Genomic DNA, 13,980 nt, shown 5'->3' on the forward strand with positions numbered 1-13,980 from the left:
AAGGACAGCCCGTTATGTCAACCAGCACGCTTTCCATGCCGTCCACTGTAGCTTCTCGCGCGAGCTCCGCTGCCAATGGCGCCGCTCCCGCGCAGCTGACCGCGGTGACGCACCGTTATGGCTCGGGCGCCACCGCGCACACCGCGCTGCAGGATTTCTCACTGACCGTGCATCCCGGCGAAGTGCTGGCGCTGTTGGGCCCCAACGGCGCCGGCAAAACAACCGCAATCAAGCTGCTGCTCGGCTTGCTGCGGCCTACGGAGGGCACCGCAACCGTCTTTGGCGGCAGCCCGCTTCAGGTGCGCACGCGCGAGCGCATTGGCGCCATGCTGCAGGTGAGCCGCGTGCCGGAGACGCTGTCCTCCAGCGAATATCTGGACCTGTTTCGCAGCTACTACCCGCACCCGCTCCCGCAGGATGAAGTCATCCGCATCGCCGGTCTGCAGGAGATCGCGAAGAAGCAGTTCAAGGAGCTGAGCGGTGGACAAAAGCAGCGGCTGCTCTTTGCCCTGGCCATCTGCGGCGACCCCGACCTGGTTTTTCTGGACGAGCCCACGCTCGGCATGGACATTGAAACGCGCCACGCGCTTTGGGCACAGGTACGCGCATTGAGCGAGCGCGGCAAATCGGTGCTGCTCACCACGCACTACCTGGAGGAAGCCGACACGCTTGCCCACCGCATCGCCGTAATCGCACGCGGCAAAGTGATCGCAGAAGGCACGCCGGTTGAAATTAAGGCACAGGTAAGCGGCCGCAAGGTGCGCTGCGTGACGGCGGTGCCGGAAGCGCAGTTGCGCGCGCTGCCCGGCGTGGTCGACGTGGAGTACATCGGATCGGCGGTGACGCTGACGGTAAAGCAGGCCGAACCCGTTCTGCGTGCGCTGCTGCCGCTGGATGAATCGCTGCACTCGCTGGAAGTGACCAGCCCCAACCTGGAAGACGCCTTCCTTGCACTTACGCAGGACAAGTAGCTTAGCCACACAGCTACCGGCGGTAGATATTGTCATTTCGACCGGAGCAGGACAGCTCCACCGTCCTGCGCAGCGGACTCGGTGCTTGCACCAAAACCTGCATCTCTTCTCTGCGCCGGACTTTAGCACTTTACAGGAGCAATCATCATGAGCACCGCGACCCTTTCCGCCGCCCGCGCACCGCAGCTGCCGCTATACCTGAAGGAAGCCAGGTACGAGTTCCTGCGCCTCCTGCGCGCCCGCGCCTTCTCCGTGGCGACTATCGGCTTCCCGGTCATGTTTTATCTGCTGTTTGGTGTGGTGGTTGGCAACAGCACACCCGAGGGGCATTGGCGCGCCAAATACCTGCTTGGTACTTACTGCATCTTCGGCCTGGTGGGCTGTTGCCTGTTCAGCATTTGTGTGACGCTGGCGAACGAGCGCGCCCTGGGCTGGCTTGAGCTGAAGCAGGCCAGCCCCATGCCCGCGCCCGCCTACCTGCTGGCCAAGCTGCTGACCGCCGCTGCCTTTGGCGCAATCATCCTGGCGATTCTGACGACGTGCGGCATCCAGTTCGGCCACGCGGTGGTGCCGGCGAACCAGCTTCGTCACTTAATTGAGGTGGTACTGGCCGGCACACTGCCCTTTGCCGCCATGGGCCTGTTGCTCAGCATGGTGGTGCCGCCCAACGCTGCCGCCGGTGTGGTGAACCTGATTTATCTGCCGATGAGCTTCCTGTCCGGCCTGTGGATCCCGCTGGATGGCCTGCCGGATTGGATCAGCAGCATCGCCCCTGCGCTGCCCACCTGGCACATGGGCCAGCTGGCGCTTTGGGCGCTCGGCTACGGATCGAAATGGCAGCCGTGGCAGCACGTGGTGTGGCTTGCAGTGTTCACCATCGTGGCGCTTGGATTAACGGTGGTGCTGTTCCGCCGCAACGCCGCCAAGGCCTGAACGCGGCAGAGTCACTCTGGACACCCCCATCCCCGGCGCAATTGCCGCACGAGAGCAGGCGCGTCGCCATCGCGGCTTCGCACCGCTGCATGCGCTGTCTTCGTGCTTTGGGGTGGGTGAGTTCGCTGGTTCGAATCCAGTCGTCCCGGCCAACAAATCGATCGTTTCTGGTAATTGGCAGCCGTGCGGGCGGGACGATGCGCAGATGATGTCCCGTGGACCGGGAAGCGGCTGCCAACAAGAACGGCTCATCAGAACCGTTCGCGGATTCAGTTGTGATTCGAGCGGAAGATCGATGGCATGGTGCTCGTCCATCGCTGTACCACGTTCTCCAGCGACTCAAAGATCTCTCCGTCGATCTTGGTGGCAACATCCTTCCGGAGAATGTTCAGGGCTGCGTCCACCGACATGTCCGCGCGATAAGGGCGGGATTCAATCAGTGCGGCAAAACAGTCCGCAATGGTCAGCAGCCGTGTTTCCACCGAAAGTTGGTCCGCGGTCAGGCGAGCCGGGTACCCGCTCCCATCCAGCTTCTCGTGGTGCTGCCCGGCGAGTTGCGCGATCTTTTCGAATCCAGCGACGCGGGCCAGGATCGTCTGTCCGTGCGCCGGGTGCTGCCAGATGACCTGCATCTCTTCGCTGGTGAGCTTGCCCGGCTTGTCAAGGATCGTGTTCGATACACCCAGCTTGCCCAGATCGTGCAGCAGCGCCGCGCGCGCAAGCAGTTGACTCTTCCCTGGCCCGAGCTGCAGCTCCTCTGCCAGGGCTTTGGTCACCTCGGCCACGCCAAGCGAGTGCCTGAACGTAAACGGCGACTTGGCGTCCACCACGTCCGCAAAGACCTCGCAGATCGTGTCGATCTGCTCTGCGTGCAGGTTCGACGGCAGGTCTGGCGCCTCGGTTACTACCTGTTGCATCGTGAACTCCGGCTGAGTGTTGGGCTCACAACCGTGCCACAACATCCCGAGCTCATCGAGCATGGCCGCGACGGTCACCACCTCCGGGTCGAACCAGGTTCGGCTCCGGCGTTTCAACACCGCAGTCGATTCAGCCATGCCGAGCGCCAGGGCAAAGACGTCCAGGCTTTGCGCCACGGCGATGATGCGGGCCAGGATTGGAATCTGCTGTCCGCGCAGGCCGTCTGGATACCCGCTGCCGTCCCAATGTTCGTCCAGGTGCCGGACCGAACTGCACGCGGTCTCACTCATGTCGAGCTTCTTCAGGATCGCCGCGCCGCGATCACAGCGCAGTTGCACCAGTTCCCGCGTGTTCGCGTCCGTGTTACGGCTCAAGTCCAGGATGAGCCGTATCTTCTCAGTGGCGCTGGCGCCGGGCCGAACCGTCGACCAGAGTGCGCGCATGTTGGCGGGAACCGCTTTCAGCCCGGCGCTCAGGGTCTCAAGACGAGTGGAGCAGGTTTCTCCCGATGGCGCATCGAACAGACCCTGCCAATCGGAAACCTTGACCATTGCCTTCGCGGCCCGGTCGTCACCTTGAAAGATCTGGCTCATGCGGGCCGCGTTGCTGGAGCAGCCGATGTCTTTGAGTTGGAGCGCGTAATACAGGGCGGTCTGCTCGGCATGGCTGAGTCCCATGGCGCGTGCGATGCGGATGCCAAGCAGCGTGCTGCGAACGGCATGGCCCGGAATCGCGCCTTCCGTCAGATCCAAAGCAAACGAAAGCGCGGACAGAATTTGAGGAAGGCTGAGCGCGCGGTCCGATTCATCGGCGGCATACGCCTCCTGCTCAGAACGATTGAATGTGCATTGTGAAAGCGACATTTGACCCGACAGTCATACTGCTCTGATTCGGCAGTAATGCCCATTGCACAGAAGTGCTAGCGGCGTGTGACTCGGAAGGGCAGTGCAGGAGTGAACGTGGGGCGAGCCGCGCCGACGCGCAAGCAATCCGGTAGTGGATTGCTGACGCGAGGGCTGGTCAGATCAGCCGGCGGCCTGCGCAGCGCCCGGTTTGGGCCGCTTCAGCAGGAACGCCAGTGGCGCGCAGCAGAAGGCGACAAACGCGAGGTAGCGAAAGTCATCGACGTAGGCTGCGATCTGTGCCTGGTTGTTCAGACCACGGTCGATCAGTCCGTAGGCCCGCAGCATTGCCAGCCGTGGCCCCACATGCTGGGCCATCATCTGCGTGTATGCGTTGAGTTCCCGTTGAAAGAGTGGGTTCGCCGGCGTGAAGGAGTGCAGCAGGCTGAAGCGGTAGGTCTGCTGGTGCCGCTGCGCGATGGTGTTCATCCAGCTGATGCCGACGCTGCCGCCCACATTGCGCAGGAAGTTGAAGATGCCGCTGCCATTGCCGACCTCGTTTTTGGGCAGCGTGCCCAGGGCAAGTTGACCCAGGGGAACGAAGCACATCGAGATGGCGGCACCGCTGACGAGGATCGGCAAGAAGAGTGACCAGAATGAGATGTCCAGCGTGAAGCCGGCCAGCCACATGCCCGAGGCGCCAAGCATCGCGAAGCCCAGCGCGACGAACCATCGCGGATCTATCTTTGCGACCACGGCGCCAACCAAGATGGCCGAGACCATGGCCCCCAGGCCGCGCGGGCTGACGACCAGGCCGGACTTGGTGGCGCTATAACCAAGCAGTGTCTGGTAGAAGACGGGCAGCACCGTGGTGATGGCGTACAGCACAATGCCGAGCATAAAGATGAGCAAACAACTCAGTCCCAGGTTGCGGTCCCGCAAGGAACGAAGGTTGACCAGCGGCTTCTCCGTGGTGAACTCGCGAATGACGAAGAGGATAAAGGTGACGATCATCACGCCGAACGCGATGCGAATCTTCGTATCTCCGAACCAGTCGTCTTCCTGACCTTTGTCAAGGATGTACTGAAGGCAGCCGACCCAAAGCCCAAGCGTACCCAGACCGATGCCGTCGAGCTTTCCGGGCTTGGCGTTTTTGATGTAGGGCGGGTCTTCCAGCGCGCGGCTCTGCAGAAACATGGCGAGCAGGCCGATAGGCACATTGATGTAAAAAGCCCATCGCCAAGAGACGGCATCGGTCAGGTAGCCGCCCAACGCGGGGCCGATGACCGGCGCCACAACCACGCCGAGCGCATACAGGCCGAGCGCCTGACCCTGCTTCTGCGGTGGAAAGCTCTCAATCAGGATGGCCTGGGCGAGCGGCTGCAGAGCGCCGCCGCCAATTCCCTGCAGGGCGCGGGCCACCAGAATGAACGGCAGCGTGGGGGCAATGCCGCACAGGAACGATGCGGCGGTAAACAGCCCCACGGATGCAATCAGGTAATTCTTACGGCCGAACTTTTCGCTCAGCCATCCCGAGGCTGGCAGAAACACGGCGTTGGCCACCAGATACACGGTGAGCACCCACTCCGCCTGGTCGTTAGTCGATGCAGTCGAGCCCGCGATATACGGCACTGCGACCGAGGCGATGGATGTATCCATCACCTCCATAAACGTGGCGATCATCACCGCAACCGCGACGAACCACGGGTTGATCGCGGGCTTCTGCGCTCCGCCGCCCGGCATCCTAGTTCTCCTCTGTCGTAAGCCGCGCCATTACCGGAACAGGACCTTCGGCTCAACACTCATGCCGGGTGCGAGGCGGTCAGCGTCGCGCTGGCCTGGCTTGAATCGAATGCGCACCGGCAGGCGCTGCACAACTTTTACGTAGTTGCCGGTCGCGTTCTCCGGCGGCAACAGACTATAGATGGCGCCAGTGCCGCCGGGCAGGTCTTCCACGTAGCCATCGAAATCCTCGCCCAGCGCGTCCACACGGATCCTGACACTCTGCCCCTTGCGCATCTTGCGAACCTGGGTTTCCTTGAAGTTCGCAGTCACCCAAATGTCATTCGTTTGCGTAAGGGCGAACATCTCTTGCCCGGCAGTCACGCGCGATGCGACCTGCACCTGCTTGTCGCCGATAATGCCGTCCTCAGGCGCGTAGATCCGGGTGTACTGCAGGTTCAATTCTGCCTGATCAGCCTGCGCCTTGCTGTTCGCCGCGGCGGCAATGCGCTGGGCCAGCGTTTGCCGTTGAATCTCCACCTGCCTGGGCAGATTCTCCTGATCGCGCTTGGCCTGCGCACGCGCCTGGTTTAGTTGAGCCTCGGTCTGCGTGACCACGCGCTTTGAGGCATTGGCCTGCTCGCGGCGAGACGCGACCTGTGCCGCCTGCGCGTCGCGTTGCGTTAACCGCTGATCATATTGCTCGTAGGAAACCTCGTCCTTGGCGACCAGCTTGCGATAGCGCTGCTCCTCTCGGTCGGCATTGGCCTGGTTCGCCTCGGCCTCGTGCAGGTTGGCAACGTTGGACAGGTACTGTTCCTCATTCTGGCGCAACTGAGCTTCGGCCCGAACCACATTCAGGTCCGATTCGATTGCCTGCTCCCGCTGCTGGGTGTTGGTGACTGGAACCTGAGGCTGCTGTGCGCGCACGGCTGCCTGCGCCTGATCATAGTTGGCGTTCGCCTGCTCCTTGGCAACCTGGTTGTCGCGTGGGTCCAGCTCCAGCAGCAACTGGCCTTTCTTCACGCGATAGGTGTTTTCCACGTAGACGTTCGCAACCGTGCCATTGATTCGCGTGGCGATGGGGTCGGTGTGACCGTCGACAAAGGCGTCATCCGTGTTTTCGTACCCGGCCAAATACCACAGCAACAGGGCCGTGATGACCAGCAGCGGAATCAAAACGAGCACACCCAAGAAGGTGTAGCGGGCACGCTTGCGGCGCTGGTCTTCAATGTCGACCTTTTTCTTCTTGCCATCTGCGTCGTCGCCACCACCCGCATCGCCGCCGCCGGACTTACCGCCTTCCTGACCACCGCCCTGCTTGCCGCCACCGCCTTGACCACCCTCGGCACCGCCCTGCTGGTCGCCCTTCTTTTTTAGATCGTTCAGCTCTGCGCGCAACCGTGCCTGCTCGTCATAGAGCATGCGCACCACAAGCGAGGGATCGTCGCCACCTGGCGCTCCCGGCGAGACACGCGGTTGCGACAGGTCCGCACCGGGTGACAGGTCGGCACTGGGCGCGGGCAGCAGGTGTTCTTCCGGCGGGGCCGGCAGGGAGTGCTCAGGCGAAGAAAAGAAGTCGTCGGGCATGGGCTATTTCCGAAGCAGTTGCGGCAACGTTTCTTCCGCCGCGCCCATGGCGCGCGCGAGCGAAAGCTTTGCCAGGTTGTGTTCATAGAGTGCAGTGATCTGGTCGTCGTCGGCCTGCACCACGGCCTGCTCCGCCTGCACAATCTCCACGGTGTCCGTCACTCCCGCGATAAAGCGGTCAACGGACTGGGTCAGCGACTCGTGCGCAAGCACCTGGTTCCGGCCGGCAACGCGCACCTGGCTTTCGGCGGCATTCAATTGAATGAACGACTCCCGCACGTCCTGATCGACCTGGGCGCGTGTGTCTTCGTACTCGGCTCGGCGCTGCGTCTGCGCGGCGCGGGCCTGCTTCTCATCGCCCTGGATCCGGCCACCGTTATAGACCGGAATGGTGACGATGCCTTCGACCGAGTACACGCCAAGCGCGGTCTGCGTGGGCGCGGTGCCAGCCACGCCGGCATCGGCATGGATCGTGATGTTGGGCAGCCATTCGCTGTGTGCGGCCTTGACAGCGGCATCTGCGGCTTTGATGCTCGCGGCCGCCGCCATCAGGTCCAGCCGGTGCTGCATGGCGCGTTCCAGGGCCGTGTCCAGCGTGTAACCGGAAAGCGGCTGATACGGGTATACATCCGTCGCAACGAACTTTTGCCCGATGGGCAGGCCGATTAGCCGAGCCAGCCGCAGACTTTGGGTTTCCACGTCAGCCTGCAATGCGATGCTGCGCTGCTCTTCCGTTTCAAGCTGCACCTCGGCACGCGTTGCATCCAGCTTGGCGGCAAGCCCGGCATCGTATTGATCGCGGGCGCGGTTAAAAACGCTTTTGTCATACTCCACCTGTGCCTGGCTGGCAGCAAGGCGGGCGCGCGTTGCGGTCAACTGCAGGTAGCTTCCGCCCACGGCCAGCACGATCAGGTCACGCGCGTTGCGCGCGTTAAACTGCGTGCTCTTCAGCACCTCGGTCGCGCCATGAAACTGGTGCAGGCTGACCAGGTCCAGCACGGTCTGCTGCAGCACACCGCGCAGGTCGTCATAGTTGAACACTGTGGCCGCGGGGATAATGTTGGTCTTCAGCCCGACCGTTCGCAGGTTGGTCTTGGACAATACCTCCGCCGCGCCGATGTTAATGTTCGGCAGCAGTGCGCTGCGCGCGGACAGGCGCTGCCCCTCGGCCTGCAGGACGCCGGCATCCTGCGACAGCCGCCCCAGGTTGTTCCGAAGCGCCATCTTCAGCGCGGCGTCCAGCGTCAGCGGAAGCGTGTCAGGCGCGAGCGGACCGTTCGGCACGCTTCCCGCGTACGGCCCTTGCACCGTCACAGTCGTGTTCAGCGTGTTTACATCGCCGGAGGCACCGTTGGGAGCTGTTTGCTGCATGATCGTGACAGGATTGTCGGGCGTGCTGCGGCCAGACAGCGGCACAGCCTGCGGCCGCGTGGGACCGGTGACCTGTTGCGCGGGCGTCTGCGCGTGCAGGCTACTGGCCGTAAGCAAGGCAATGCCGGCCACGAGCACGGCACACAGCGGCTCCAACGCGTACAGCGAGCGCCGCTGGAAGGCGGCGACACGACGGCTGCTGTTTTGGCGCGACTGCCTCAAACACAATCTCCTGTGCGCGCCAGGTGGAAGCGCACGTTCTGCTGATGACTGGCCGGGCGCAGCGGAAGCGAAACAAAGGCAGGCGCACAACACGGGCCGAAGAAGGCTGTTCTGAACTGGAGGGTTGGATGCAGGAAGTTTCAGAAATGGTCCAGCGTGTTTACAGAAATCGCGTCGATGGGACGCGTCGTTTTGCCACGGAACTGCTGCACGAACGGCTCGAGGCGATTTGTTTTATGCTCGGCGTATTCTGCCCGTACCCTGTAACGGAATGCATCCATTGCTTCATCGCGTGTCGAAACGATGCGCAATTACCTTGACCGTGCTCGCAGGTGTTTGCCTGCCCGTAATGCTGCGCGCGCAGGCTGCACCCACACCCACCAGTGAGCCCGAAGTGCTGCAAACCCCGGCCGGTATCACGGAGGTCGGCGTGCTGACCGGGGCTGAATATCGCATCGACGTGCCGAGCAACTGGAACCACGGTCTGGTCGTTTTCTACCACGGCTACTCCGAGCGCCCGTTCCGCTACCGCCTGGACGGCTCCATCGGTTTGCAGGCGGAACCCATGCTGCGGCGCGGCTATGCCGTCATCCAAAGCGGCTACTCACAAACCGGCTGGGCCCTGCAGGTCGCGTACCCAGAGACGGAAACTCTGCGCAAGTACTTTGTGAAGAAGTATGGTCAGCCGCGGGAGACCATCGCCGCAGGTGGCAGCATGGGTGGCGCGCTGGTCATGGTCAGCATGGAGTTGAATAAGAACACCTACACCGGCGGGCTCGACCTGTGCGGTGCGGTCGGCCCCAGCTATGTGCACCTGAACCGCCGCTTCGCATGGCGCGCGGCGTTTGACTATTATTTTCCCGGCATCATGCCGCCGCTGGTTCCCGTGCCGGTGAACTTCGAAGAATCCGAGGCGTTGCGGCAACGTGTGTTGATCGCGATGCGGGCCAACGCGGCAGGCGCAAGTGCCATGCGCAACCTGACGGGCCTGCATTCGGATATCGAGGTGGCCCGCGCGGTCGGCTATTACACCTATGTCGTCGGCGACTTGCAGCGCAAGGCGGGCGGCAACCCGTTTGACAACCGCAACTATCTGTACACCGGCACCAGCACGGATTCCAAAACAGATTACGCGCTGAATGATGGCGTGCGGCGCTACGCGGCAGACTTCAAAGCCCGCGCTTATCTCTTGTCGCACTACTCGCCTTCAGGACGGCTCACCCGCCCCATGCTTGCCGTGCACACCATCTATGATCCGCTGATCCCCGCGACCACACTGTCGCTGTACGACGCAGAGGTAGCAGAGGCGGGCTACTCACAAAATTTAGTGCAGCAGTATGTAAATCGCGAAGGCCACTGCACCTTCTCAGGAGATGAAGTGGGCCGCGCGTTTGATGAATTGCTGCGTTGGGTGCACACGGGCGTGGCGCCGCAATCCGGCCTTCTGAAATGATCATGTTTTCGGCTTGCTTGCATCTAAGTCCATGGTTCATGGGGCAGCATGCCCACGGAGGATGAAACGATGCGCATTGCAAGAACGCTCACTGTGGTCGCTGTGACTGCCGCACTGGCAACCGGATGCAACAAGAAGAAAGACGATAGCGGCAATCTGAAAACCGCGATCAACAACTACTACGACGCGCATCCGGAGTGCCTGTTCGACGCGGACAAGAAGTTTCCCGTGCAGGAAGACACAAAGGACGAGAGCGCGACCGCACCCTATGACGCGCTGGTACAACAGGGTCTGCTGGCGCGCACTACGGCGGAAAAGACGAAGCTGCTGGTGCTGAACAAGTCCGTGACCAACTATGACCTGACGGACAAGGGCCGCGGCACGTGGCGCGCCAACCCGAATCAGCCCGGTTACGGCAACTTCTGCTACGGCAAGCGCGAGATCGAAAACATCGTCAGCCACACCCCCGTTGGCAGCACACAGCCCGGCGTGAGTTCGACCGTCAATTACACCTACACCATCGGCAACGTGGCCGACTGGGCCCGCGCCGCCGTGGTGCAAAATGCCTACCCCGGCGTCAGGACCAGGCTGGCCGGCACCAGCAACGCACAGGACACGCTGGTGCTGACCAACAACGGGTGGCAGGTGCAGAACACAGGTTCCAGCAGCAGCCCGAAAACAGCGGCCGACGGCAGCATCGTGCAGTAACAGATCCAAGCAAGACCAGGAGAGAAGGCCGGGCAGTTGGCCGGCCTTCTCTTATGGTGGCGAGTCAAATGTTCATTGCCCCGGTGCGGCCGGCATCGGCATCTTGAATTCGTGCGGAGGCGTGGCCTTCATCAGGTTTGTTACAAAGTAATCCCAGCGGCGGCGCATCATGTAGTAGCTCATCTCCGCATAGCCGTGGTGTGCGTTCGGAAAGATGACCAGGTCGTAATCCTTGTTCGCCTTCTCCAGCGCGTCCACCACCAGCATCGTGTTGCTCACTGGAACGTTGTCGTCCATCAGGCCGTGCGCCAGCATCAACTTGCCCGTCAGGTTCTTCGCATATTGCGCGTTTGCCTGCACGTCGTAGTTAGTCGTGCCGTCAGCGTTTTTGTGGAGCAGGCCGACCCACTTCTCATCCCAATCGTCCTCATAATTGCGGTTTTCATGGTTGCCGCTTTCCGCGATGCCGACCTTGATGAATCCGGGAAAGCGGAACATGGTCGCCGCCGTGGCATTGCCGCCGCCCGAGTGCCCCCACATGCCGGTGCGGTCCATGTCGATCCATGGGTAGCGCGTCGCCAGCTCCTTCATACCGCTGATCTGATCGGGAATGGCGTTGATGCCGATGTCGTTCAGGTATGTGTCGTGAAAGCTCTTCGATCGGCCGGGATTGCCCATGCCCTCAATCTCGACGACGGCGAAGCCAAGCTGCGCGAGCGCGTTGCTGTCACCGCGCGAAGGCGCGAACGAGTGCGGCCCGAACGATCCGCCCTGCGGCCCCGGGTAGATGTAGTTGATGATCGGGTACTTCTGTGACGGGTCCAGATTCACGGGCTTGAAGAGCAGACCGTAAACCTGCGTCTTGCCATCGTGCGCCGTTACGTGAAATGTCTCGGGCGCGATCCATCCCGCGGCTTGCAGGCGGGACAGGTCACCGTGCGCCAGTTCCTCAATCACCTTGCCGTCCCGGTCGCGCAGCACGGCGATCGGCGCCGAATGGGGCGTGGAGTAGCGGTCGACGATGTACTTGCCGTCACTGGATACGGTCGCCTGGTGATCGGCGTCCTCGGGCGAAAGCAGCTTCAGGTTCTTGCCGTCCAAATTTGTGCTGTATACCTTGCGGTAGTACGGGTCCTCGCCGGGTTCACGGCCCATGCCGAGGATCAGCATGTCGCCGGTCTTCTCGTCGACAGAGAGGATATCGTTTACGTTCCACTCGCCGTGCGTAACGCGGTGCTTCAGCTTGCCGGTCGTGGAGTCATACAGGTACAAGTTGCCCCAGTTCTCGCGCTGCGAAAACCACAAAAGCTCGTTGCGGTCTGAAAGATAACGCCAGTTCACCGCGTGATAGCCGCTTTCAAAAAAAGTGTCCGCGTGCTCATGAAACACGTCGCGCACCTTGCCCGTCGCCACATCGGCAATGCGTACCGTCTCGTCTTTGTGATCGCGCGAGGTCGACACGAACGCCAGCGTCTTCGCGTCTGTCGACCACTGCACGTCGTCCCATCCGCCGTGGCAACTCACGTCGTCGCACAGCGTGGACCGGTGCTGGTCGGGCGGCATTTGCAGCCGTGTGGTCTTGTGCGTGTTCGCGTCGATGATCACGCGCTCAATCATTGTCACGTGCTCGTCACCAACCAGCGGATACTTCCACGCATCCAGGTGCGGGTGACCTACGTTGGTCGTAACGGTGTACATCTCGCCGGTCTGCCGCTGGTCCTGCTGAAACGTCGCGATCTTCTTTGAATCGGGTGACCACAGCACCACGGCGCGGTCGGAGTGCGTCCAGCCCGCGTTGTCGGTGGCGTAGCCGAAGTCCTTTACGCCGTCGGTGGTCAGCTGCGTTTCGGCGTTGGTCGCGGTATCGCGCACCCACAGGTTCCAGTCGCGGACAAAGGCGGCGCGCTTGCCATCGGGCGACAGTACCGCCGTGGGCGCGCTACGCCGGCCGCCGCGCGTCAGGCCTGTCGATGCGGGCAGCTCCGCGGTGCAGGTGTAGGTGGTCAGGTCGCACTTGAAGCTACGTTCTTGCACGCTGATGCGCGCGGTCCGGTCGTCGTCAGAAATGTTGAACGCGTCCGGAACGTATTTGCCGGGCTGCACTTTCAGGCCGGCAGCCTGCAATGCCGTCGCCATGCGTGCCGCGTCAAATGCTTCCCGCTTCGTGCCTTTCGCTGCGTCGCCCAGCATTACGGTGTTGAGCCCGGCGGTGCTTTCCACATACCAGAAGCGGTCGTGGTCCAGAAACTGCGCGCTGCGCACCACGTGGTCCACCAGCGGCATCGTTGCGGACGCGAGCTGGTTGGCGGCGCGGGTGTAAGCGGCATCGGTGTAGACGCGGCCAGTTTGCGCTTGCGCGGCAGCGGCAGCAACAACGGCAGACGCAGCAACGCTGCACACAAGACGGGCGAGGCGGGACGACAGCATCAGTTGTGGTTTCCTCTGGAGCTTCGATGGTAACGCAGGCTCCCGCTGCATTCTCACTCTCGCGAGCGCGACGGCTGCCGCAGCTTCCACAAGACCTGGCGCAGCATGCCCATCCAGACCGTGGTGTCCGCGGAGGTGAGCGCGAGCCGCCGCACCAGCTCACGCATCTCGTTCGCACCCATGTTGCCGGGGAAGCGCCGGTCGTACTCGGCGGCCGCCAGCGTTTCGCGTAACAGCGACTCGAACCGTTGGAGATCCTCACCCTTCGCCGACGCCGGCGCTTCCGGCAGCGTGCGCTGTGCAGGCGCTTCCCGGTGCAGTTCGTACAGGCACACGGCCACAGCCTGGCCCAGGTTCATCGACACGCCGCCGCGCGCCATGGGAATCGTCAGCAAGCGATGGCAATAGCTGAGCTCATCGTTCGACAAGCCGGTCTTCTCCGAGCCGAACAGCAGCGCCACGCGATCCTGCGCGGCCCGAACACGGGGCGCGGCGTCACGCAACAGGTCTACCGGATGCTGCAGATCCCGCTCGCCAAGGGCGGTGGTGCCGTACACCAGCGAGCAGTCCGCGACGGCCTCCGCCACGTTTCCAAAGGTCTGCGCGGCTGCCAGCACCGGCGCCGCGTCAATGGCGCTCCGCGCGGCCTCGAGCGGCTGCAGATACTCACCCACAAGACGCAGGTCGCTCACGCCAAAATTGCTCATGGCGCGAGCCGCCGCGCCAACGTTCAGCGGGTTGCGCGCACGAACCAGAACGACGGAAAGCGAAGCAGTCGACACCTGTTCATGCTAGCGAAGCCGCCGCGCGGCCGGCGCACCTC

The 13,980-nt window shown here is 62.5% G+C and carries 10 protein-coding genes; 4 read left to right on the forward strand and 6 right to left on the reverse strand.

Going from position 1 to position 13,980, the window contains the following annotated elements; translation table 11 throughout:
* Positions 1 to 14 precede the first annotated feature (14 nt).
* Positions 15 to 971, forward strand: coding sequence for an ABC transporter ATP-binding protein (locus tag ACOFKT_RS14580; protein WP_419804711.1), 957 nt, complete (start codon positions 15 to 17; stop codon positions 969 to 971).
* A gap of 147 nt (positions 972 to 1,118) precedes the next feature.
* The gene (locus ACOFKT_RS14585; RefSeq protein ID WP_419804712.1) at positions 1,119 to 1,904 is read left to right on the forward strand and encodes an ABC transporter permease; all 786 of its coding nucleotides are present in this window, start codon (positions 1,119 to 1,121) and stop codon (positions 1,902 to 1,904) included.
* 269 nt (positions 1,905 to 2,173) lie between these two features.
* Here ACOFKT_RS14585 and ACOFKT_RS14590 read toward each other — a convergent pair whose 3' ends face one another.
* The 4 genes from ACOFKT_RS14590 to ACOFKT_RS14605 all read right to left on the reverse strand — a co-directional run bounded on the left by ACOFKT_RS14590 (position 2,174) and on the right by ACOFKT_RS14605 (position 8,569).
* The gene (locus ACOFKT_RS14590; RefSeq protein WP_419804713.1) at positions 2,174 to 3,685 is read right to left on the reverse strand and encodes an HD-GYP domain-containing protein; all 1,512 of its coding nucleotides are present in this window, start codon (positions 3,683 to 3,685) and stop codon (positions 2,174 to 2,176) included.
* Between the two features lie 162 nt (positions 3,686 to 3,847).
* On the reverse strand, positions 3,848 to 5,407 hold the full coding sequence (locus ACOFKT_RS14595; protein WP_419804714.1) for a DHA2 family efflux MFS transporter permease subunit: 1,560 nt from the start codon (positions 5,405 to 5,407) through the stop codon (positions 3,848 to 3,850).
* 30 nt (positions 5,408 to 5,437) lie between these two features.
* Positions 5,438 to 6,976, reverse strand: coding sequence for an HlyD family efflux transporter periplasmic adaptor subunit (locus ACOFKT_RS14600; RefSeq protein ID WP_419804715.1), 1,539 nt, complete (start codon positions 6,974 to 6,976; stop codon positions 5,438 to 5,440).
* 3 nt (positions 6,977 to 6,979) lie between these two features.
* Positions 6,980 to 8,569 (reverse strand): TolC family protein, encoded by a 1,590-nt coding sequence (locus tag ACOFKT_RS14605; protein WP_419804716.1) that lies wholly within the window; start codon positions 8,567 to 8,569, stop codon positions 6,980 to 6,982.
* Positions 8,570 to 8,891: 322 nt separating this feature from the next.
* Between ACOFKT_RS14605 and ACOFKT_RS14610 the strand changes: the two genes are divergently transcribed.
* Complete coding sequence (locus ACOFKT_RS14610) at positions 8,892 to 10,022, forward strand: DUF6351 family protein (RefSeq protein ID WP_419807176.1); 1,131 nt, start codon at positions 8,892 to 8,894, stop codon at positions 10,020 to 10,022.
* 69 nt (positions 10,023 to 10,091) lie between these two features.
* Complete coding sequence (locus ACOFKT_RS14615) at positions 10,092 to 10,730, forward strand: hypothetical protein (protein WP_419804717.1); 639 nt, start codon at positions 10,092 to 10,094, stop codon at positions 10,728 to 10,730.
* 72 nt (positions 10,731 to 10,802) lie between these two features.
* On the opposite strand, the gene ACOFKT_RS14620 is transcribed toward ACOFKT_RS14615, so the two are convergent.
* Entirely contained in the window at positions 10,803 to 13,157 is a 2,355-nt protein-coding gene (locus tag ACOFKT_RS14620; RefSeq protein ID WP_419804718.1) for a DPP IV N-terminal domain-containing protein, read from the reverse strand.
* Positions 13,158 to 13,210: 53 nt separating this feature from the next.
* Positions 13,211 to 13,939, reverse strand: coding sequence for an RNA methyltransferase (locus ACOFKT_RS14625; RefSeq protein ID WP_419804719.1), 729 nt, complete (start codon positions 13,937 to 13,939; stop codon positions 13,211 to 13,213).
* Positions 13,940 to 13,980 lie beyond the last annotated feature (41 nt).

It is taken from the genome of Terriglobus sp. (assembly GCF_965201105.1).
Classification (GTDB): Bacteria; Acidobacteriota; Terriglobia; order Terriglobales; family Acidobacteriaceae; genus Terriglobus.